This window comes from Aliarcobacter cibarius, assembly GCF_013372265.1.
In the GTDB taxonomy this organism is placed as follows: domain Bacteria; phylum Campylobacterota; class Campylobacteria; order Campylobacterales; family Arcobacteraceae; genus Aliarcobacter; species Aliarcobacter cibarius.
Genome location: NZ_CP054051.1, coordinates 2271924 through 2292885, shown reverse-complemented (window position 1 = coordinate 2292885; position 20962 = coordinate 2271924). Strand labels below are relative to the sequence as shown.

General features: G+C 26.9%; 21 protein-coding genes. 12 read left to right on the top strand and 9 right to left on the bottom strand.

What is annotated here, in order from left to right:
• The first annotated feature begins 29 nt into the window (after window positions 1-29).
• Genes ACBT_RS11480 through asnB form a run of 3 tightly spaced genes read left to right on the top strand, consistent with a single transcriptional unit; the run spans window position 30 to window position 4152 of the window.
• A complete protein-coding gene (locus tag ACBT_RS11480; protein ID WP_024774307.1) occupies window positions 30-1613 on the top strand; it encodes an inorganic phosphate transporter in 1584 nt (527 codons plus the stop codon).
• 24 nt (window positions 1614-1637) lie between these two features.
• On the top strand, window positions 1638-2552 hold the full coding sequence (locus tag ACBT_RS11475; protein WP_084031335.1) for an AEC family transporter: 915 nt from the start codon (window positions 1638-1640) through the stop codon (window positions 2550-2552).
• 4 nt (window positions 2553-2556) lie between these two features.
• A complete protein-coding gene (gene asnB / locus ACBT_RS11470) occupies window positions 2557-4152 on the top strand; it encodes an asparagine synthase (glutamine-hydrolyzing) (RefSeq protein ID WP_024774309.1) in 1596 nt (531 codons plus the stop codon).
• 29 nt (window positions 4153-4181) lie between these two features.
• Here the strand turns inward: asnB and ACBT_RS11465 are convergent, their stop codons facing one another.
• From ACBT_RS11465 to rsmA, 8 genes are all read right to left on the bottom strand, one after another.
• On the bottom strand, window positions 4182-4544 hold the full coding sequence (locus ACBT_RS11465) for a type II toxin-antitoxin system Phd/YefM family antitoxin (RefSeq protein WP_024774310.1): 363 nt from the start codon (window positions 4542-4544) through the stop codon (window positions 4182-4184).
• A gap of 81 nt (window positions 4545-4625) precedes the next feature.
• Entirely contained in the window at window positions 4626-6023 is a 1398-nt protein-coding gene (locus tag ACBT_RS11460) for a PhoH family protein (protein ID WP_024774311.1), read from the bottom strand.
• Window positions 6020-6532: a protoporphyrinogen oxidase HemJ gene (gene hemJ, locus ACBT_RS11455; protein ID WP_024774312.1), complete on the bottom strand. Its 513-nt coding sequence runs from the start codon at window positions 6530-6532 to the stop codon at window positions 6020-6022. Before hemJ ends, ACBT_RS11460 begins: the two co-directional genes overlap by 4 nt.
• The gene (locus ACBT_RS11450; protein WP_024774313.1) at window positions 6519-7730 is read right to left on the bottom strand and encodes a replication-associated recombination protein A; all 1212 of its coding nucleotides are present in this window, start codon (window positions 7728-7730) and stop codon (window positions 6519-6521) included. The genes hemJ and ACBT_RS11450 overlap by 14 nt, the downstream gene beginning before the upstream one ends.
• Window positions 7714-8526: a pseudouridine synthase gene (locus tag ACBT_RS11445; protein ID WP_024774314.1), complete on the bottom strand. Its 813-nt coding sequence runs from the start codon at window positions 8524-8526 to the stop codon at window positions 7714-7716. Before ACBT_RS11445 ends, ACBT_RS11450 begins: the two co-directional genes overlap by 17 nt.
• Entirely contained in the window at window positions 8523-9485 is a 963-nt protein-coding gene (locus tag ACBT_RS11440) for a KpsF/GutQ family sugar-phosphate isomerase (RefSeq protein ID WP_024774315.1), read from the bottom strand. The genes ACBT_RS11445 and ACBT_RS11440 overlap by 4 nt, the downstream gene beginning before the upstream one ends.
• A gap of 9 nt (window positions 9486-9494) precedes the next feature.
• Complete coding sequence (locus ACBT_RS11435) at window positions 9495-11429, bottom strand: ribonuclease J (RefSeq protein WP_024774316.1); 1935 nt, start codon at window positions 11427-11429, stop codon at window positions 9495-9497.
• Window positions 11413-12210 (bottom strand): 16S rRNA (adenine(1518)-N(6)/adenine(1519)-N(6))-dimethyltransferase RsmA, encoded by a 798-nt coding sequence (rsmA, locus tag ACBT_RS11430; RefSeq protein ID WP_024774317.1) that lies wholly within the window; start codon window positions 12208-12210, stop codon window positions 11413-11415. The genes ACBT_RS11435 and rsmA overlap by 17 nt, the downstream gene beginning before the upstream one ends.
• 70 nt (window positions 12211-12280) lie before the next feature.
• Here rsmA and hisF point away from each other — a divergent pair, with 70 nt between their 5' ends.
• The 8 genes from hisF (at window position 12281) to ACBT_RS11390 (ending at window position 19019) form a co-directional block, all read left to right on the top strand.
• The gene (gene hisF / locus ACBT_RS11425) at window positions 12281-13042 is read left to right on the top strand and encodes an imidazole glycerol phosphate synthase subunit HisF (protein WP_024774318.1); all 762 of its coding nucleotides are present in this window, start codon (window positions 12281-12283) and stop codon (window positions 13040-13042) included.
• Window position 13043: 1 nt separating this feature from the next.
• A complete protein-coding gene (locus ACBT_RS11420; RefSeq protein WP_024774319.1) occupies window positions 13044-13739 on the top strand; it encodes an SIMPL domain-containing protein in 696 nt (231 codons plus the stop codon).
• On the top strand, window positions 13736-14281 hold the full coding sequence (locus ACBT_RS11415; protein WP_024774320.1) for a phosphorylase family protein: 546 nt from the start codon (window positions 13736-13738) through the stop codon (window positions 14279-14281). Before ACBT_RS11420 ends, ACBT_RS11415 begins: the two co-directional genes overlap by 4 nt.
• The gene (rlmN, locus tag ACBT_RS11410; RefSeq protein ID WP_024774321.1) at window positions 14281-15363 is read left to right on the top strand and encodes a 23S rRNA (adenine(2503)-C(2))-methyltransferase RlmN; all 1083 of its coding nucleotides are present in this window, start codon (window positions 14281-14283) and stop codon (window positions 15361-15363) included. The genes ACBT_RS11415 and rlmN overlap by 1 nt, the downstream gene beginning before the upstream one ends.
• 87 nt (window positions 15364-15450) lie before the next feature.
• Complete coding sequence (gltX, locus tag ACBT_RS11405) at window positions 15451-16860, top strand: glutamate--tRNA ligase (protein WP_024774322.1); 1410 nt, start codon at window positions 15451-15453, stop codon at window positions 16858-16860.
• 52 nt (window positions 16861-16912) lie between these two features.
• Complete coding sequence (locus tag ACBT_RS11400) at window positions 16913-17194, top strand: RNA recognition motif domain-containing protein (protein ID WP_024774323.1); 282 nt, start codon at window positions 16913-16915, stop codon at window positions 17192-17194.
• A gap of 39 nt (window positions 17195-17233) precedes the next feature.
• Window positions 17234-17890 (top strand): response regulator transcription factor, encoded by a 657-nt coding sequence (locus ACBT_RS11395; protein WP_024774324.1) that lies wholly within the window; start codon window positions 17234-17236, stop codon window positions 17888-17890.
• A complete protein-coding gene (locus tag ACBT_RS11390) occupies window positions 17868-19019 on the top strand; it encodes a sensor histidine kinase (RefSeq protein ID WP_157833396.1) in 1152 nt (383 codons plus the stop codon). The genes ACBT_RS11395 and ACBT_RS11390 overlap by 23 nt, the downstream gene beginning before the upstream one ends.
• Here ACBT_RS11390 and ACBT_RS11385 read toward each other — a convergent pair.
• Entirely contained in the window at window positions 19016-20395 is a 1380-nt protein-coding gene (locus tag ACBT_RS11385) for a sensor domain-containing diguanylate cyclase (protein ID WP_024774326.1), read from the bottom strand. The genes ACBT_RS11390 and ACBT_RS11385 overlap by 4 nt on opposite strands.
• A gap of 182 nt (window positions 20396-20577) precedes the next feature.
• On the opposite strand from ACBT_RS11385, the gene ACBT_RS11380 reads away from it, so the two are divergent.
• Window positions 20578-20961 (top strand): FixH family protein, encoded by a 384-nt coding sequence (locus tag ACBT_RS11380; RefSeq protein WP_024774327.1) that lies wholly within the window; start codon window positions 20578-20580, stop codon window positions 20959-20961.
• Window position 20962: the final 1 nt, after the last annotated feature.

Here is a 20962-nt window from a genome sequence, read left to right as displayed (position 1 = left end):
TTACAGTTTAATTACATAAGGACAAAATCATGGATATGAAGACCATACATACTCTTGAGAAAGCCACCGAAAAGTCTCTTTCAAGTTTTGCAAAATTAACTCTCTCTTTGCTATTTTTATTAGCAGTTTTCCTTTGGACATACTCTTCTCATGGTAAAGTACCTGATAATACTTTTTTAATAATTGGAGCTATATTTGGTGCTTATATGGCATTAAATATAGGTGCAAATGATGTTGCAAATAATGTTGGACCTGCTGTTGGTGCAAAAGCATTAACTTTAACGGGTGCCATTATAATAGCAGCTATATTTGAAAGTGCTGGTGCAATTATTGCTGGGGGAGATGTTGTAAATACTATAAAAAGTGGAATTATAGATATTAACCTAATTTCTGATAAGAATTCATTTATTTGGGCTATGACAGCAGGTCTTTTAGCTGGTGCTATTTGGTTAAATTTTGCTACTTCAATTGGAGCACCAGTTTCAACAACACACGCTATTGTTGGTGGTGTTATAGGAGCAGGAATTGCAAGTGCTGGATTTTCTATATTAAATTGGACTAGTTTAGTTGAGATTGCTTCTTCTTGGGTAATATCTCCTTTACTTGGTGCAATAGTTGCAGCAGGTTTCTTATATTTCATAAAAAAACAGATTGTTTATAAAGAGGATATGATAGGTCAAGCACGAAAATTTGTACCTATTCTTATTGGAATTATGACATGGGCATTTTGTACTTATTTAATTTTAAAAGGTTTAAAACAATTATTTAATGTTGGATTCTTTACCGCAGCTGGAGTTAGTTTAATTTTGGCTATTATTGGATATTTATATACTAACAAAAGTATAGAAAGTAATTTAGAAAATTTATCTAATGACAGAGCTAGTGTTAATAAATTATTTACTCCAGCTCTTATTTTTGGTGCAGCATTACTATCATTTGCTCATGGTGCAAACGATGTATCTAATGCAATAGGACCACTAGCAGCTATTAATGATGCTATTTTACATGATGGTGCTAGCATAAATGCTTCTGTACCATTTTGGATTATGCTTGTTGGTGCAATTGGTCTTGCTATTGGTTTGATATTATATGGACCAAGACTTATTAAAACTGTTGGTAGTGAAATTACTGAACTTGATCAAATGAGAGCATTCTCTGTTGCAATGGCTACAGCTGTTACAGTTATTCTTGCAAGTCAACTTGGATTACCTGTTTCTTCTACACATATTGCAATTGGTGGAGTATTTGGTGTAGGTTTCTTAAGAGAAGCATTGGATAGAACTGAAAAAAATTATGTTCAAGATATTAGAGAAAAGTTTAAAAAACATAAAAAAGAACTTGAAAAGAATCAAGCAGATTTAGCTAAACTGGAAGCTGTTAAAGATAAAAATAAAGCAACATACATAAAAATTGTTGATTTATTTAAAAAAATCGATGAAATTGAAGCTCAAGTAAAACAGGAGAAAAAAGATTTCAAAGAGGCAAAAGGTGCCAAATATGTAAAAAGAGAAGCTGTTAAAAAAATTATTGCAGCTTGGTTAATTACTGTGCCTGCTTCAGCTTTAATAGCAGCAGGAATTTATTATATGATAAAAGGAATTGTAGCAGTTTAATTTGCTGCTACAAAAGGATAAAAAATAGAAGCGATACTTTCTGTACTTCCCATTTATTTTTTTATCTTTTTGGGTTTTATTGCTAAAAAAAAGTTAAAAACCCAAATAGATGAAAAATCTTTAGTTTTACTTTCTTTATATTTTCTCCAACCAATTATGATTTTTTGGGGATTAACAAAAGAACCTATAAATTATGAATTTATAATTTCTCCATTATTTTTTCTTATTTGTATGGGATCTACATTATTTTTGATGTTACTTTATTCAAAATTTATATTTTCTTCAAAAACAGATGAAAATATTTTTTTAGCAACTGCTTTAATTGGTAATACGGGAAATTTAGGAATACCACTTGGTATTGCACTTTTCGGAGAACAAAGTGTTCCATATACAAGTATAATAAACATTGCAAATATCTTTTTTATGTATACAATTTCCATATATTTTTTTGCGAGAGATAAATTTAATTTTAGAGATTCTATAAAATCTATTTTTAAAATACCAGTAATTTGGTTTGCTGTTTTTGCTCTTTTGGTAAATTATTTTCAAGTTCCAATTCCTAAGGAATTTAATTTCGCTTTAGAAATGGGCGCATATACATCTTTAACTCTACAATTAATTATTTTTGGTACATATTTGTATAGTGTTAAAGTAAAAGCAATGCCTTGGAAGTTATCATTGCAAATCAGTTTTGTTAAGCATATTCTTCTTCCAGTTATTTCTATATGTATAGTTGTTTATTTTACAAATTTAAATAGTATGGTTGCATCTATTTTGATAATGGAATTAATGATGCCACTTGCTGTAAACAATGTAAATTTCTCAGTAGTCTACAATACTAAACCTAGTGATGTTGCTGCAACTATTTTAGTTTCATCAGCAATTTTTGTTGGATTATTACATTTTTACATAGAAGTTATAGATTATATTATAAAGTGATTTTATGAAAAAGATTGATTTTGATGATTTAGTTATATATTTTGAAGGTGAAATTTATAATAAAAATATTTTTAGTTTTGATGATGAATTTCTAATTATTGAACATTTATATAAAAATTTTGGTTTTGATTTTGTATCAAAATTAGATGGAGTTTTTTCATTTTGTATTTTAGATAAAGTTAAAAACATATATTTTTGTGCAAGAGATAGGTTTGGAAATATTCCTTTATTTTATACTATTAAAGATGACAAATTTATTTTTTCATCTTCTATTAGAGAAATTCTAAGTCAAATCTCATATATACCTAAGATTAATAAAGTTGCGCTTAGTAAGTATATGCAGTATTTCTCAACTTTTGGTGAAGATACATTTTATAAAGATATTTATAAACTCGAAGAAGCTACTTATTTAGTTTATGAACCACATAAAGAGTTGATAAAGAAAAAGTATTTTAAAATCAACACATATAAAGCCATAAATGATGAAAATAGAGCTTTAAATGATTTAGAAGAGCTTTTATTTACTTCTATTGAAAAACGTCTAATATCATCTCCTAGTGCACTTTTAAGTGGTGGTGTTGATAGTTCTTTAGTTTCTGCAATTTATACAAAAATTTCTGGTAAAAAAATCGATACATTTTCTATAGGTTATAGTGAATATAAAAACTATTGTGAATTAGATTTTGCAAAGATTACTTCAAAATATATTGGTTCAAATCATCACGAAGTTATTATTGATAAAAAAACATATATAGATAATTTTTATAGTACATTAGATCATTTTGATGAACCTCATGGTGATAGTGCATCAATTCCTTTAAATATTTTACTAAAAAATGTAAATCAATTTGGTGTTAATAAATTGTTATCTGGAGAAGGTGCAGATGAGTTATTCTTAGGTTATGATAATTATTCAAAATTTCTTAAATATTATAAATTTAGAGATTCTTTAAGTGATGAACAATTTTCATTTTTAGATGAAATTATTGGAGCTTTACAAAATAATACTAAAGAGAGTGAATATTTAAGAAGAGTTGTTAAAAAGCAAACAGTTTATAATTCATTTGGTGAAATATTTAACGATATACAAAAGAAAAAATTGTTTGTAAATGTACCAACATTCAAAAGTGAAAATCCTAAAAAAGATCCAGTTGATTGGATGAGTTATATAGATTTAAAACTTTGGGTTTCTAATCCAGTTTTAACAAAAGCTTATATAGCATCTAGTTCTAATTCTTTAGAGATTCATACACCTTTTTTAGATAATGATATATTGAAGTATGTTTTTAGTATAAATAGCGACATTAAAGTTGGTAATACAAATAAATATTTACTAAAAAATATTGCACAAAAATATATACCTACTGAAATAATTAATAGAGTTAAGAAAGGTTTTAATTCACCTTATAATGAATGGTTACAAAGTGAATTTGGTGATTCAATATTAGGAATAATATTGGAAGTAAATAAAGAAACAAAATTTTTCAATGAAGTTTATTTGAGACATATTTATTCACTAGCTAGTTCAAATAAGTTTAAACAACATTTATATTCTTTATTTATTTTTTCTTTGTGGTATAGAAAAACTTATTTACAATAATTAGAATGTTTCACGGGAAACATTCTTAGTTAATTCCAGAAATCTTTTAAAGCCTCGGATTTATCTACTTTTTTATCATCTTCTGAATTTTTGCCTATTTTTTCTATTTCTAGTAAAGCTGCTTTGTATTCATCATCACTTATATCATTGTTTTTTGTAATAGAAGTTTTTTTGTTTGATACAAAATCTTTATTATTTTTAAAGTTTATATAATCTTCAATAATTCTTTCATATTCATTAAAATCAAGAAGAATTGCTGATGGTTTACCATCTCTTAATATTACGGCTTTTTCTATTTCTTTATTATTTAATTTATCAAAAATGAATTTATTTTTTCTAACTAAATCAGTGGCTGAAAACATCTCTTTTGAGCTATATTGTAGAAGTGACATTGTATTCCTTTACAAATTTTATTGTGTATTATATCACATTTATAATTTTTAGGAATACTTTAGTATTTTATTAGAACTATTTTAAAATATTGTTTCTGCCCATTCTGTTATTGGACCTCTGAGAACTTTCTCTAGTTTAATTGCAAATATATTTACAAAGTTATTTTCATTCTTTGTTGATTTAAGCAATGTTGTTAGAGCATTTGTATATTTATTTACATAGAAATTGTCTATTTGTTTGTTAGAACCAAGAATTACAACTTTACAACTGCTATCGATTCTTGATAATACCATTTGCATAGTTTTATTTGACATATTTTGTGCTTCATCAATTATAATAAAACTATTAGATAATGTTCTTCCTCTCATTTCACCAACCCACATTGTTTCTATTCCATATGTTGAAATTAACTGTTCAACTCTTGCATTAACTTCACTATCTTCAAGTGGTGTATATGGGGTATCTAGTTTTTTATTTCTTTTTCTTTTGTGTTCACTTCTTACAATATAATCTAAGCTATCCATTAAAGGGTGATTATATATTCTAAACTTTTCTTCTAAACCAGGCAAATATCCAACATCTTCACCTTTATCTAATGATTCAATAGAGTTTCTTATATATATAATTTTTTGATAAAGTTTCTGTTTAACAAGTTTTAATGCGCCGCTAAGAGCAAGTAATGTTTTACCACTACCTGCTTTTGCTTCTATAATTAAAACGTTATAGAAGTGACTAATTATCGCATTTGAGAAAAATAGTTGTTCTTTATTTAAAGGTGTGATTATTTGATTTCTAACTTCTTCTTCATCTAGAATTTTTATCTTTTTATTTTCTATTGAAGCTAGTACAACTTGATCTGAATTTTTTACTTTAAAACAATAAGAAAATTGATCTACACTATATTCTTTATCAAAATTGTTAATATCTTTATTGTCTAAGAATTCGAGATCTTCAAAGTTTATTTCTATGTTTCTGATAAAGTTATAATCAAAATCTATAGATTCTTTACCATGAAGTGCGTCACTTTTTATATCAAGACTTATTGCTCTTGTTCTAGCCATAATATCCATAGAAATAAAGATAATTTTCTCTTCATAATACTCTTGTATTTCATTTGCTATTTCTAAAATCTTTCTATCATTTAATATGTTTAATGAAATGTTTTTAGATGATGAAATATATTCATCTTTTGATACTATATCAACTACTGTATTGTATTCATTTAATATATTTAATCTAATAATTTTTTTATCATTAAATTTTGAAGAACTAACTATTTTTGAATTTTCTAATATTCTTGCAAACTCTCTAGCTTGAAAATTTATCTCTTCAAACCCACTTTTTTTAGTATCAATTTCATCTAAAACAGTTTCTGTTAATATTATTAGATTTTTTGATTCATCACTTAATCTAAATATATTTGTAGCATCTTCCAATAGTATGTTTGTATCTAATAGATAATATTTTTCAAATTTCAATTTTTAGCCTTTTTTGGTTTTAGAATCATATATGAAATAAATGTAAAAAGTGCAATTATTATTAAAGAAAATAGTATTGAAAAATTTTTTGTTATTACATATCCAACAATCAATATTGCTAACATAGTTGGTTGTTCATTATACATTCTAAAAAATTTACCACTTTTCTTACACTCATTTTTCTCTAGTTGTTTTCTATAATACTCTAGTGATAATGAATAAGCAACCAGTAAAATAAGCATAAAGATCTTTGCATACATCCAATCTTGTGTTAAAAGAGAATTATTTAAAATAAGCATGGTTATACCACTTAAGATAGTAGTCCACATTGCTGGATTACCAATATATTTATATATTTTGTACTCTTGTATTTTTACTACTTCAACAAACTCTTTTTTATCAATATTTTCAACATGATATACAAATAATCTTGGTAGATAAAATAACATAGCCATCCATGACATAAATGATACAACGTGAAATGTCAAAATCCAACTATAATACTCCATTATCTTTATCTCCTTTATTAACAGACTTTATTTTATTTATCCATTCATTTAGCGTTTTCTCAAAACCTATATTAAGTGAATTATAAAATTCTATATTTTCCTTGATATACTCTTGTTCTACATATCCACCAAAATCATGTGGATATAAATATCCAATATGTTGAGAATCAAGATGTTTTGGTATATCAAGTATTTTACCATTTTTTATAGTTTCTAAGGCACTGTTGATTGCTTTATAAGCACTATTTGATTTTGGGCTAGATGCTAAATAAATTGCACATTGTGAAAGTATAATTCTTGATTCTGGATACCCTATTTTGTTACAAGCTAACATAGTTGAAACAGCAAGATTTAATGCATTAGGATTTGCATTTCCAATATCTTCACTAGCAAATATAACAAATCTTCTGGTTATAAAATCAACACTTTCACCACCTTCGATCAATCTGGCCATGTAATATAATGCAGCATCTATATTTGATCCACGTAAAGATTTTATCATTGCACTTGCTAAATCGTAGTGAGAACTGCTAGAACTAACTCCATCTCCAATAATATTTTTTCTAAGTTCTCTTAAAATATTTATATCAACTTGATTATTTACTTTATATGCAAAATTTAATAAAGTGAGCATTGCTCTAGCATCTCCAGAACTTGAATAGATTAAGTAATCAATCGATTCTTTATCTATTTTTATATCAACATCTTTGAAAACTTTATTAAGTATATCAAGTAATTCATCATAATTAAATGGTAGAAACTCATATAAAAATGATCTTGACCTGATAGCACTTGTTAATGTAAAAAATGGATTCTCTGTACTAGCTCCAATTATTATTGCATCATAATTTTCCATTATTGGTAAAAGTACTTCTTGTTGATTTTTTGATAGTCTGTGAACTTCGTCAATAAAAATTAAAGGCTTAACAAAACTATTTTTATATCTATCAAATACTTTTCTTAAATCTTCCACCTTTATAGTTGTTGCATTAAAATAAAAATAATCTGTATTTATCTCTTTTGCAATTATTTTGGCTAAAGTTGTTTTACCAGTTCCTGGTTTACCATAGAAAAAAAGATGGGGGATATCTTTTTGTTTTATAAGTTTGTAAAGGGCTTTATCTTTACCTATAATATGAGATTGACCAACAAATGTATCAAGAGATGTTGGTCTATATTTATTAGATAGATCTATCATTTTCTTCGTTTAAAAAGATTCTTAAATTTTTATACTCTTCTTTTGTTAAAAATCTTGATTTACCTGTTGGAAGATTATTTAGGCTAATTCCACCATACTCTACTCTTTTTAAATCCATAACATCTAAATTAAAGTGTGCAAAGAATCTTCTTAATTCTCTATTTTTACCTTCACTTATTACTACTTTTAGTTTCGAAAATTTTTCACCATTTGTTTGTATATCATAAGCTAAAAATGGAGCAAAAGTCATAGATTTAATAGCTGTTTTAGCAAATGCACCTTTTCTAGCATCTTCAATAGCTATTCCATGTTGCATTGCTTCTTCAACAGATGGTGTGATAAAGCCATTAACTTTAACTTTATATACTCTTTCTAAATTTGAATGCATTAATGCATTTACAACGTCTACACTATCACTTAAAAGCAATAATCCTTCACTGGCATAGTCCAATCTACCTACACTTAAAAAGTGCTTGTATTTTGCTTCTAAACCATCATAAATAGTTTTTCTTCCTTGTGGATCACTCTTAGTAACCAATTCACCTTTTGGCTTGTTATAAACAATAACAGTGTACATTCTATTTTTGTCTTCTTTTACAATCTTTTTACCTATTTCAACTTTATCAGTTGTTTTAACTTTTGTTGCTAAATCTGTAATAACTTTATTGTTTACTCTTACAAGACCATCAGCAATAATTTTATCTGCTTCTCTTCTTGAGTAATTACTATTATGAGATATGAATTTATTTAATCTAACTATCTCATAAATTTCTTTTTTATCTAAATCTTTTTTCATTTTATACCTGCTTCAATTAAGTCATGGATATGTAATATCCCAACTAGTTTTTTCTCTTTATTTGTAATAATTAATACTTGAATTTTATAATTCTCAATTATTTGTAATGCATCACTTGCAAGAAGATTTTCATCGTCAAATGTTCTTGGATTTAGTGTTGCAATTTCTTCAACATTACAATCTAAAGAAAAATTTTCTTTCATAAGTGCTCTTCTTAAATCTCCATCACTCAGTATACCAACTACCCTACTTTCTTCATCTATAATTATAACAGAACCTAATCGCCCTTCACTCATTGTAATAATTGCATCTTTTAGTTTTGTTTCACGTGAAACAATAGGAAGATTATCTTTTCTTAATAGATCTTGAACTTTAATGAAAAGTTTTTTACCAAGACTTCCTCCAGGATGAAATGATGCAAAATCTTCTTTTTTGAAATTTCTTTTTTTCATTAAACAAACAGCAAGAGCATCTCCCATAGCCATAGTTAAAGTAGTTGAAGATGTTGGAGCAGTATCTAAAGGACAAGCCTCTTTTTGTACAAAAATATTCATAAAATAGTCTGAATATTTTGCTAAAGTAGAATTAGAATCTTTTGCCATAGCAATTAAAGGAACATTCAATCTTTTTAAGTGAGGTAGTATTTGTATAAGTTCTTCACTCTCTCCACTATATGATATTGCAAGAACAACATCATCTTTACCAATCATTCCTAAATCACCATGCATAGCTTCAGTAGGATGAAGAAAGAAAGAACTAGTCCCTGTACTTGCTAAAGTTGCTGCAATTTTAGCACCAACTAAACCAGATTTCCCTACTCCAGTAACGATAAGCTTGCCCTTAGATTTTATTATAAGATTTACAATATTTTCAATATCAAAAGAGATAGAGTATGAGGCTCTTTCTAACTCTTTTGCTTCAGTTAGTAAAACTTCTTTTACTATCTCTTTGTAGTTCATAAAAATTCCTTATTGAACAAATATAGTAGGAACAATCATTGGGTATTTTTTGTATTTTCTTACACAATGTTTTCTTACAACTTTTCTTAATTCATCTTCTAAAATTCTACTATTTTTGAAAATTCCTGGTTTAGCATTTAAAAGGAATGTATTTAAAAGTTCTTCAATCTCGTTTGTAAAGAATCTATCTTGCTTATCTGAAATAAATCCAAAAGAAGCAACTTTTGGTTTACTAGCTAAAGATCTGTCATTTTCATTGATTTGAGCAACAATCATAACAATACCCTCTTTAGCCATAGTTTGTCTATCAATTACTACATCATCTGTAATTTTGTTATTTAGCTGATTATCAATATAAACTTTACCACTTTTTACAGTTCTTACTTTTTTAAGATATTTAGGATTAACTTCAATTTGTTCGCCATCAGCCATTACATAAACATTTCTTTCTAAAACACCACAATCAACACCAGTTTCTCCATGTTTTAACGCATGGTTATATTCACCATGAACTGGTAAGAAGAATTTTGGTTTAATTAATCTTAACATTAATTTTTGTTCTTCTTGTGCAGCATGTCCAGATACGTGAATATCTGTATAATCTTGATAAGCAACTTTAGCCCCTGCTTTTAAAAGGTGGTTTATTATTTCAGAAACACTTCCTTCATTTCCAGGAATAGCTTTTGCAGATAAAATAATTTGATCATCAGGTTTGATTTTTACATGTCTGTGTTCATGAATTGCCATTCTATACAATGCACTCATAGATTCACCTTGACTTCCTGTTGTTACAATCATAACTTCTTTATCACTATATTTATTTACTTCATGAGCTTCAATAAATTGATCTTTAGGGAACTTGATATAACCTAAATTCATTGCAATTTCAAGGTTTTTTTCCATAGATCTACCAATAACACAAATTTTTCTTCCATATTTTAAAGCTTTTTCAATAGCCTGTGCAACTCTATGAATATTTGAAGAGAAAGTTGACATAATAACTCTACCTTGAGAAGTAGAAAAAATTCTTTCAAAAGTTGGTCCAACTGCTTTTTCAGTTTTTGTAAATCCTGGTGAGTGAGAGTTTGTTGAATCAGAAGTTAAAACTAAAACACCCTCTTCCCCATAATGAGCAAGTCTGTGAATATCTGTTGGGAATCCATCGTAAGGTGTATGGTCAATTTTGAAATCTCCAGTGTGAATCATTGTTCCAGCTGCTGTTTTAATTGCAATTGCAGATGAATCAATAATAGAGTGAGTAATATGCATCCATTCTATTTCAAAATCATTACCAATTTTAATTGGAGTTCTTTTTGATATAGCTCTAAATAGTGATCTATGCTCTCTCATTTTATGTTCATCAAATTTAGAACCAATCATTTCAAGAGGTAAAGATGTACCATATATAGGGAATTGCATTTCTTTAAATAAATATGGCATTGCACCTATATGGTCTTCATGTCCATGAGTAATGATAACAGCAACAATTTTATCTTTTATTTCTCTTAGATATGAAAAATCTGGAATCAAGATATCAACTCCATGCATTTCACCATCTGGAAAACTCATACCAACATCTACAATGATTGCTTCATTTTCAGTTTCAACAACCATCATATTACCACCAATCTCATTTAATCCACCAAGAGGAGTAATTCTAATTTTAGCATTAGTGTTTAAATTTAATTTGTAGTGAGGATTAAGTCTATCTTTGTGGATTTTTTCATTTATAACATATGCTCTTTTTAAATCGTTTGTCCATCCCTCTCCATTTGTTGGAACATCTTTATTTAAAAATTTAGGTTTAGGTTTTCTCTTTTTAAAAGGAGGTTTTTTACTTTGGTTTTGTTCAGTTGAACCAGTATTTTCTTGATTTTCTTGTTTAGTTTGTTTAAAATCTGCCTTATTTTCTTGTCTATTTTCGTCTTTAATTATCTCTTCCATCTTTTACCTTTGTATACATTTGGCTATACAAAGATGCACTAACTTCATGAGGTCGAAGATTGTCGTTTAGATTTAACTCTTCAAATATAGTTGAAATCTTGATTTTATCAACAATTGAACTGAGATTTTTAGATAGTTTTTTTCGCGGTTGAACAAAACACGATTTTAAAAACTTATTAAAATCTTTATCAAATTTTTTTGATAAATCTTTTTTTATATAAAGAATTGAAGATATAACTTTTGGCATTGGGTCAAATGCCTCAGGTGGAACATCAAAAAGTATTCTTGAATCTTTAGAGATAGTTTCGGTAATTATTCCTAAAGATGAGTACTCTTTATCATTTACTTTTGCTGTAAACTTTTCAGCCACCTCTTTTTGAACCATTACAATAATGTGTTCACAAAGGTCATCTTCAAAAGCTCTTAATATAATATTTGTTGCAATATAGTATGGTAAGTTTGCTATCAAGTCATATTTACCATTGTGCAAAGAGTTCAGCTCATCCCAAGCTTTTAAAACATCTATATGTTTTAGCGTGAACTTTTTGCTCTCTAATTCTTTTGCAAATTTCGACTTTAAAATACCAATTAAATCGGTATCAACCTCATAAGCTGTCACATCTTTGTATTTAACTAAATTTTTAGTTAAATCACCTAATCCAGGCCCAATTTCTACAATATGATTATTGTTATGGGGCATCGATTGGATGATTTTATTTAATACTGAATCATCTTTTAAAAAATTTTGTCCGAACTCTTTTTTTGCTTTTACTTTATCCATGAGATAGGAGTATACTTTATTTTAACTTACATTTAGGTAATATTAATAACTAATTTTTAAGGAATTTCAATTGAATAATCTAACAAAGAGAATAATTCCATGCTTAGATGTAAATAATGGAAGAGTTGTAAAGGGTGTAAATTTTGTAGGACTAAAAGATGCAGGCGATCCTGTTGAAATTGCAAAAAGATATAATGATGAAGGTGCAGATGAATTAACTTTTTTAGATATTAGCGCAAGTGTTGAAAATAGAGGAACAATTGTAGATATTGTGAAGAATGTTGCTAAAGAAGTGTTTATTCCTTTAACTGTTGGTGGAGGAATAAGAAATTTAGATGATATATATGCATTATTAAATGTTGGATGTGACAAGATATCAGTAAATTCTAGTGCTGTTAAAACTCCAAATTTAATTGATGATGGTGCAAAAAGATTTGGTAGCCAATGTATAGTAGTAGCTATTGATGTAAAAAAAGTACAAGACGGTTCATATCATGTTTTTGTAAAGGGTGGAAGAGAAGATACAGGTCTTGATGCAATTGCTTGGGCAAGAGAAGTTGAAAGTAGAGGTGCTGGAGAAATACTATTAACTTCTATGGATACAGATGGTGTAAAAAATGGATTTGATATTGAAATTACACAAAATTTATCTAAAATATTAAATATTCCAGTAATTGCAAGTGGTGGAGCTGGTAATATGGAACACTTTAAAGAGGCTTTTGATTGTGGTGCAAGTGCTGCATTGGCTGCTTCAATTTTTCACTTTAAAGAAGTAGATATTATGGATTTAAAAAGATATTTACAAAAAAATGGTGTAAATGTAAGGATATGAAATGAAAAAGAAATTACTTAAAATAGCACTATTTCTACCAATATTAGGTTTTTCTTATGAAATGAATTTTAATAAATCATTTTCAAAAAATGTAAATTCTGATATTTTAGTAAGTAATGTAAATATTACAGTTGTGAAACAAGATGAAAAAAGTGTAAATGGTGAGATAGAAAAATTCAATAATTTTTTAAAAAATACAAAATATATTACAATAGAAAATATGAATTATAATTTGACTCCAAAATATGAGTATGTAAATAATAAATCAATTTTTAAAGGCTATATTGGAGATTCAAGATTTAGTATAAAATCTGAAGATGCAACAAATATAAATAAGTTTCTGAACGATTTAGTGGAGTTAAAAGATAGTTTAAAATCAAATGATTTGAAATTAAATATTTCAAATTTATCATGGGAACTAAGTAATAAATTACAAAATAAAGTTATAGATGAACTTAGATTAGAATCATTGGTTTGGGTAGAAAACTATGCAAGAGAATTATCTCAAAAAGTTTCAAAAAAATGTGAAGTTAAAAACGTAAATATAAATGAAGATTATGGATATATTACACCAAAAAATAGAATGTTAAGTGTTAGTATGGATAGTGTATCAACTTCTGTTAATACAGATATATCACCATTAAATAGTGAACAAAATATTAAAATAAATACAAATTATATTTTGGATTGCAAATGATAGTAAGTGCAGGAAAGAATGAAACTTTTCCTTTTGCTAGACCAATAGGTGTAGGATTAGTTGAAAGTGCTATTAATCTTACAAAATTGTGTTTATTTAATAGACCAGAATATATTTTATTTATAGGAAGTGCAGGAAGTTATGGGAGATATAATATATTTGATATTGTAGAATCAAAAAATTCTAGTAATGTTGAGTTAAGTTTTTTAGAAAACTTTTCATATACTCCAATAGACAATGCAGTAGTAATTGATACGAAATTAACAACAAGTGAAGTTGTAGTTAATAGTTCAAACTACATAAGTACAAACAGTAATTTATCAAAAGATTTTTTAGAATTTAATATAGATTTGGAAAATATGGAGTTTTTTTCAGTTTTAAGTGTTGCAAAAGAGTTTGAAATTCCAGCTTTTGGGATTTTTGTAGTTACGAATTATACAAATGAAAGTGCTCATAGTGATTTTATTAAAAATCATAAAGAGGCAATGAGAATATTAGTAAAATATTTAGAAGATAAAAATATAATAAAAGAGGCAAAATAGTGGCAAAATTTGATGAGTCATCAATATATGACTATACACTAGATGAATTAAAAGAGAAATTAAAACCATCTTTTAGAGCAAAACAGGTTTATAATTGGCTTTATAAAAAATATGCAAGTTCTTACGATGATATGAAAAATCTTCCAAAAGAGTTGATTGAAGATTTGAAAGCAAATTATTCAATTGATATTTTAAAAGAAGTAAAAAAAGAGCAAAGCAGTGATGGAAGTATAAAATATCTTTTTAAATTAAGAGATAACCATACAATCGAAGCAGTTTTACTTTTAATGAAAGATAAAAAAATTGATGGAGATGGACAAATTGTTAGAAGTGAAAAATATACAGTTTGTATTTCAAGTCAAGTAGGATGCAAAGTAGGATGTAGTTTTTGTTTAACAGCAAAAGGTGGATTCGTAAGAAATCTTACAGTTGGTGAGTACATAGCTCAAATAATACATATAAAAAGAGATAACGATATAGCTGAAAATAAAGCTTTAAATATTGTTTATATGGGAATGGGTGAACCTCTTGATAATTTTGATAATTTTGTAAAAGCAGTTGAGATTTTCTCTGAACTTGATGGTTTAGCAATAAGTAGAAGAAGACAAACTGTTTCAACTTCAGGAATTGCGAGCAAAATTAAAAAATTAGGTGAAAAAGATTTACAAATTCAACTTGCTATCTCTCTTCATGCTGTTGACGATGAATTAAGAAGTGAATTAATACCTATGAACAAAGCTTATAATATTGCATCAATTATAGATGCAGTTAAAGCGTTTCCAGTAGATACTAGAAAAAAAGTTATGTTTGAGTATCTAGTAATAAAAGATAAAAATGATAGTTTAGATGCTGCTAAAAAACTTGTAAAGCTTTTAGATGGTATTCAAGCGAAAGTAAATTTAATATATTTTAATCCATATCCAGGAACTTCATATCAAAGACCTCTTGAGGCTGATATGATGAGATTTAAAGATTTTCTAAACTCTAAAGGAGTTATTTGTACAATTCGAGAATCAAAAGGATTGGATATAAGTGCAGCTTGTGGACAATTAAAGGAGAAAGAATTAAATGGGAATTCTTGAAATAGGTTTAATACTTTTTATAGTAGTTGTTGTATTAGCAAGTGGTATTGGATTTTATATACATAATAAAAAAGAGGAGAAATAAATATGGTTGTAACTAGATTTGCACCAAGTCCAACAGGATATTTACATATTGGTGGACTTAGAACATCATTATATAGTTATTTATGGGCTAGAAAAAATAATGGAATTTTTAGACTTAGAATTGAGGATACAGATTTAGAAAGAAATAGTCAAGAAGCTTTAAATGCAATTATTGAAGCTTTTAACTGGGTAGGTTTATCTTATGATGGAGAAGTTGAATACCAATCAAAAAGAACAGAAATTTATAAAGAATATATAAATAAATTACTTGAAAGTGGAAATGCTTATAAATGTTATATGAGTAGAGAAGAACTTGATGCATTAAGAGCAAAACAAGAAGCTGCAAAACAAACACCAAGATATGATGAAACATGGAGACCTGAAGATGGAAAAGTTTTACCTCCTATCCCTGAAGGTGTTGAACCAGTTATTAGAATCAAAGCTCCAAAAACTGGAGAAATTAGATTTACAGATGGTGTAAAAGGTGAAATGAAGTTTGATGCTTCTTTTGTTGATGACTTTGTAATTGCAAGAAGTAATGGAATGCCAACGTATAATTTTGTTGTTACTATTGATGATATGCTTATGGAAATGACAGATGTTATTAGAGGTGATGACCACTTATCAAATACACCAAAGCAAATTGTAATTTATAACGCTTTAGGAGTTAAACATCCAAACTTTTATCATGTTCCAATGATAAATAATCCAGAAGGCAAAAAGCTATCTAAAAGAGATGGTGCAATGGATGTTATGGATTATAAAAGACTTGGATATTTACCAGAAGCACTTTTAAATTTCTTAGTAAGACTTGGTTGGTCAAATAAAGATCAAGAGATATTCTCAATGCAAGAGATGTTAGAACTTTTTGATCCAAAAAATATAAATAAATCAGCTTCAGCCTATAATGCAGAAAAATTATTATGGTTAAATAGTGAATATATAAAATCTGTTTCAAATGAAAGATTGATTGAAGAGCTAAAATTCTTTGATTTAGATTTAAGTAATTATTCTAAAAAAGATGATATTTTAAATCTTTCGAAACAAAGAGCAAATACATTAATTGAACTTAAAAAATCTATTCTTGATATAAAAGATGAACCAAAAGAGTACGAAGAAGCAGGAGTGAAAAAGTTTATAAAAGAAGATACACAAGAAGTTTTAAATGCTTATATAGAACTTTTAGAGAATAATAAAGATAAATTTTCATCAGTTAGCGAGTTAGAAAATATTACAAAACCTTTTATTGAATTAAAAGGGTTAAAGTTCCCACAAATTTTTCAACCTATAAGATTAAGTCTTACAGGAACGACTCAAGCACCATCAGTATATGATATTTTATTTGTATTAGGATTTGATGAAGTTAAGAAAAGAATTTTAAAAGCTTTGGAAAAAAATTTTAAAAACTCTTGATTATTAGAAAATATTAAGGCATAATGTGTAACTTTTTCAAAGGATTAAAAATATGAATATTTACGTAGGTAATTTATCGTACAGAATGAACGATAAAGATTTAGAAGCAACTTTTGCTAAATTTGGTGCAGTTAAAAGCGCAAAAGTTATCATGGACAAAGAAACAGGAAGATCAAAAGGTTTTGCTTTTGTTGAGATGGAAGATTCAGCTGCTGGAAATGCTGCTATTGAAGCATTGAATGGTAAAGAAACTGAAGGTAGAACATTAAGAGTTAATGAAGCTAAACCAAAAGAAGACAAACCAAGAGACAGCAGACCAAGAAGAAATTTCTAAGACTGTAAGGGGCTTAAAGGCCCCTTTTTTTATGCTAATATGAAAATATTACTTCTCGAAGATGATTTGATACTAAATGAGATTCTAGAAGAACACTTAACAAATCAAAAACTCCAAGTTATTACAACTTTCACTTCTAATGAAGCAATAAAATATCTATATTCTGAGACTTTCGATTTACTAATTTTAGATGTAAATGTTCCTGATTTAAACGGTTTTGAATTATTAAAAGAATTAAGAAAAAATAATATTTTAACACCTGCAATATTTGTAACATCTTTAAATATGGTTGAAGATATGCAAAAAGGATTTGATAGTGGATGCGATGACTATATTAAAAAACCTTTTGAGCTAAAAGAGCTTGATATTAGAATAAATAACATAAAAAGGCTTTTTAATATAGATAGACAAATTATAAAAATAGATGAAAAGAGCTACTTAGATTTACAAAATTTAGAGATAATTTTAAATAATGAGCGTTTTTTAATTTCAAGAAAAGAGTCAGAAATACTTGCTTATTTATTAAATAATTCGAAAAAAACTATAAGTATTGAAGAGTTTACAAATAATATTTGGTCATATGAAGATAGTGTTGAGAGTTCAACAATTAGAACTTATATAAAAAATTTGCGGAAAATATTAGGTGAAGATAAGATATTGAACATAAGAGGAGTTGGATATAGATTTAACAAATAGTGAAAAAAAGAGTTTCTTTAGTTTCTTAGGGCTTTATTTAGGATCTTCTTTTATTTTGATGTTAATTGCCCTATTCTTTTATTATCAAAATGAAAAAACGCTTTATATAGATTTAGCAAAATCAAATATGCAAAATATAATTTCAAAAGCATCAAATGAGATAATAGTTTCTCACATGTTAAATGGAATTTTTAATAAAGAGAGTTATTTAAATAATCAAGAATACAAAATATCTTTTTATGATAAAGATAAGAATTTTCTATTTGGAAATTTAGAAGGAGATTTTAGTTTTGAACAAAATTTTTACAATGATGAAGAAAAACTAATTATTATTGATAGCTCTACGGTTGGACATTTGGGTATTTGGTATATAGTTCTAAAAGATAATAGTTTAAAAGAAAAAATATCCAATTTAAAGTTAAATATAGTTCTTATATTTTTTATATTTTATTCAATTATTACTTTAATTGGTTGGTCTTTGGCAAAAATGTTTTTAAGACCAATAAAAAACGAAAGAGAAAGACTAAATAACTTTATAAAAGATACTACACATGAATTAAATACACCAATAAGTGCAATAATTATGTCTTGTGAAGGAGATAACTTAACTCAAAAACAGTTGAATAGAATAAAATTTAGTGCAAAAAGAGTTAGTGAAATTTATAAAGACTTAACTTATATTTTTTTAGGAAATATTGAAAAAAAGAGTTTTGATAAAATAGATTTATCAAAGATTATAAAGCAAGAGATTATAAGTTTTGAGCCAATGATTGCAAGAAAAAAATTAAAAATAGATTTACAATTAGAAGAATTCTTTTATGAAATAAGCAAAGATGATTTTATAAGACTTTTTAATAACCTATTTTCAAATGCTATAAAATATAACAAAATAGATGGAAATATAGATATTATTTTTAAAAATAGAGAGCTAATAATAAAAGATACAGGTATTGGAGTGTCAAAGGATAAGATTAAAGATATTTTTAATAGATATTACAGAGGAACAAACCAAAGTGGTGGCTTTGGTTTGGGGCTAAATATTGTAAATATGATTTGTAAAACATATAATATAAAAATAGATGTTGAATCAATTGAATATAATGGAACAAAATTTATATTAAATTTTTAAAGTTCCTCTTCACCAATAACAATATTTTTACCACTATTTTTAGCTCTGTATAGAGTCATATCCACTCTTTTAAATAAACTTTCTTTATGGTCATCATCGTTTAATGAAGCTACACCGAAGCTACAAGTAACCTCCTTTGGAACAACAGAGAACTTATGTTCGTTTATTATTTTTCTTAAGTTGTTGGCAACATATTTTGCTTTTTCAAAATGAGTTCCAGGAAGTAAAATTACAAATTCTTCTCCACCCCATCTACAAACAGTATCAGTTGCTCTAATATTTGAAGATATAAGATTTGTAATAGATTTTAATATTACATCCCCAATATCATGACCAAAAGTGTCATTTATATTTTTAAAATCATCTATATCAAGAAGTATTATACTCAGTGGATTTCTTTGCATTTTTGCTTTTTGTAATTCAAATTCAAAAAACTCTTCAAATTTCATTCGATTAAATACACCAGTTAAAACATCAATAGAAGCTTGTTGCTCTAAAGTTTGTGCCATAGAATAAAGTTCATCTACTTTATGTTTCATAGCTTTATTAAGAGTACTTAGCTGCTCTTTTGCTTGTTCAAAGTCTGTTACATCATTTCTTATTGCAATATACTCTACTATGTCACCATCTATATCTAGAATAGGAACTATAGTTGATGAAACGGTGTAACTTCTACCATCTTTTTTAAGATTAGTAATTAACCCACTCCAACTTTTCTTATTTTTTATAGTATTCCATAGTTCTTGAAAAGTACTACTTGGCATAGTTGGATGTCTTACTATATTGTGTGGTTTACCTACTAGCTCTTCTCTTCTATATCCAGAAATTTCACAAAACTTATCATTTACATAAGTTATGATACCTTTTGGATTAGTTTTTGACACAATGTTACTTAAGTCAACAGCTTTTTTATACTCATTTAACAGATTTGTATTATCATCTTTTGGAATAGAATTTGAATCATTAATTTGTTCATAAAGTATAAAAAGGTCTTTAGCAACTGCTAAAAAATTATTTTCAATATCTCTAAGAAGATTAAATGATAGTAAACCTTCTAAATTAAAAAATAGAATAATTGAATTTTTTAATGAAGCAAAAAGAGTAAAAAAATCATTTGTACTAAAAGATGCTTTATTTAAAATATTTAAAAGTCTACTTTTAATTGATACATCCGAAACATTTAAATCCCACTGCATAGAACCTATAATAAATTCATAGATGTCATAAAAAACTTTTTTTTGTTCAGTTGTAAGAACATATTGATGAGTAAGAAATATATCTTTTACTAACTCGTTTCCTAACCAATCATCAACGATTTTATTTTTATTTACTTTTAGTAAATATGAGAATTCTTTTATTTGAATAACACGATTCATTTGCGACCTTAATTAATATTGTTATTTCGTTAAGGAAATAAACTTTTGGATAAAGATTATTATATATGAAATCTTATTATTAAATAGTTAAATTTAATACTATTTGTTTATAAAGTATCCACATAAACTACACATAAACTTTGGTAGATTTACAAAAATTAAAAATAAAAAGGATAAATGAAATGAAAAATATCATTAGAGTGTTTTTTACACTATTTTTAGCTGTAAGTTTTTTAAAAGCTGAACCAATGAAAGAGAATCTAAGTATTGATGGATATTCAATAGAGCTTACAAGTAAAAGAGATCTTAGTGCAGGAAGTAATGAGTTCTTTGCAAAAATTACAAAAGATGGGAAAGAGGTAAATGACGCAAAATTAAAAGCTAAATTTTTTATGCCAGAGATGCCAGGTATGCCTTATATGGAACATGAAGGTGAAGCAAAATTTGAAAATGGAGTTTATAGATTTACAATAAATTTTTGTATGGATGGAACATGGCAATACAATATTAAATTCAAAACAGCAGATGATAAAGTTCACTCTGTAAAAAGCAGTGTGAGTTTTTAGA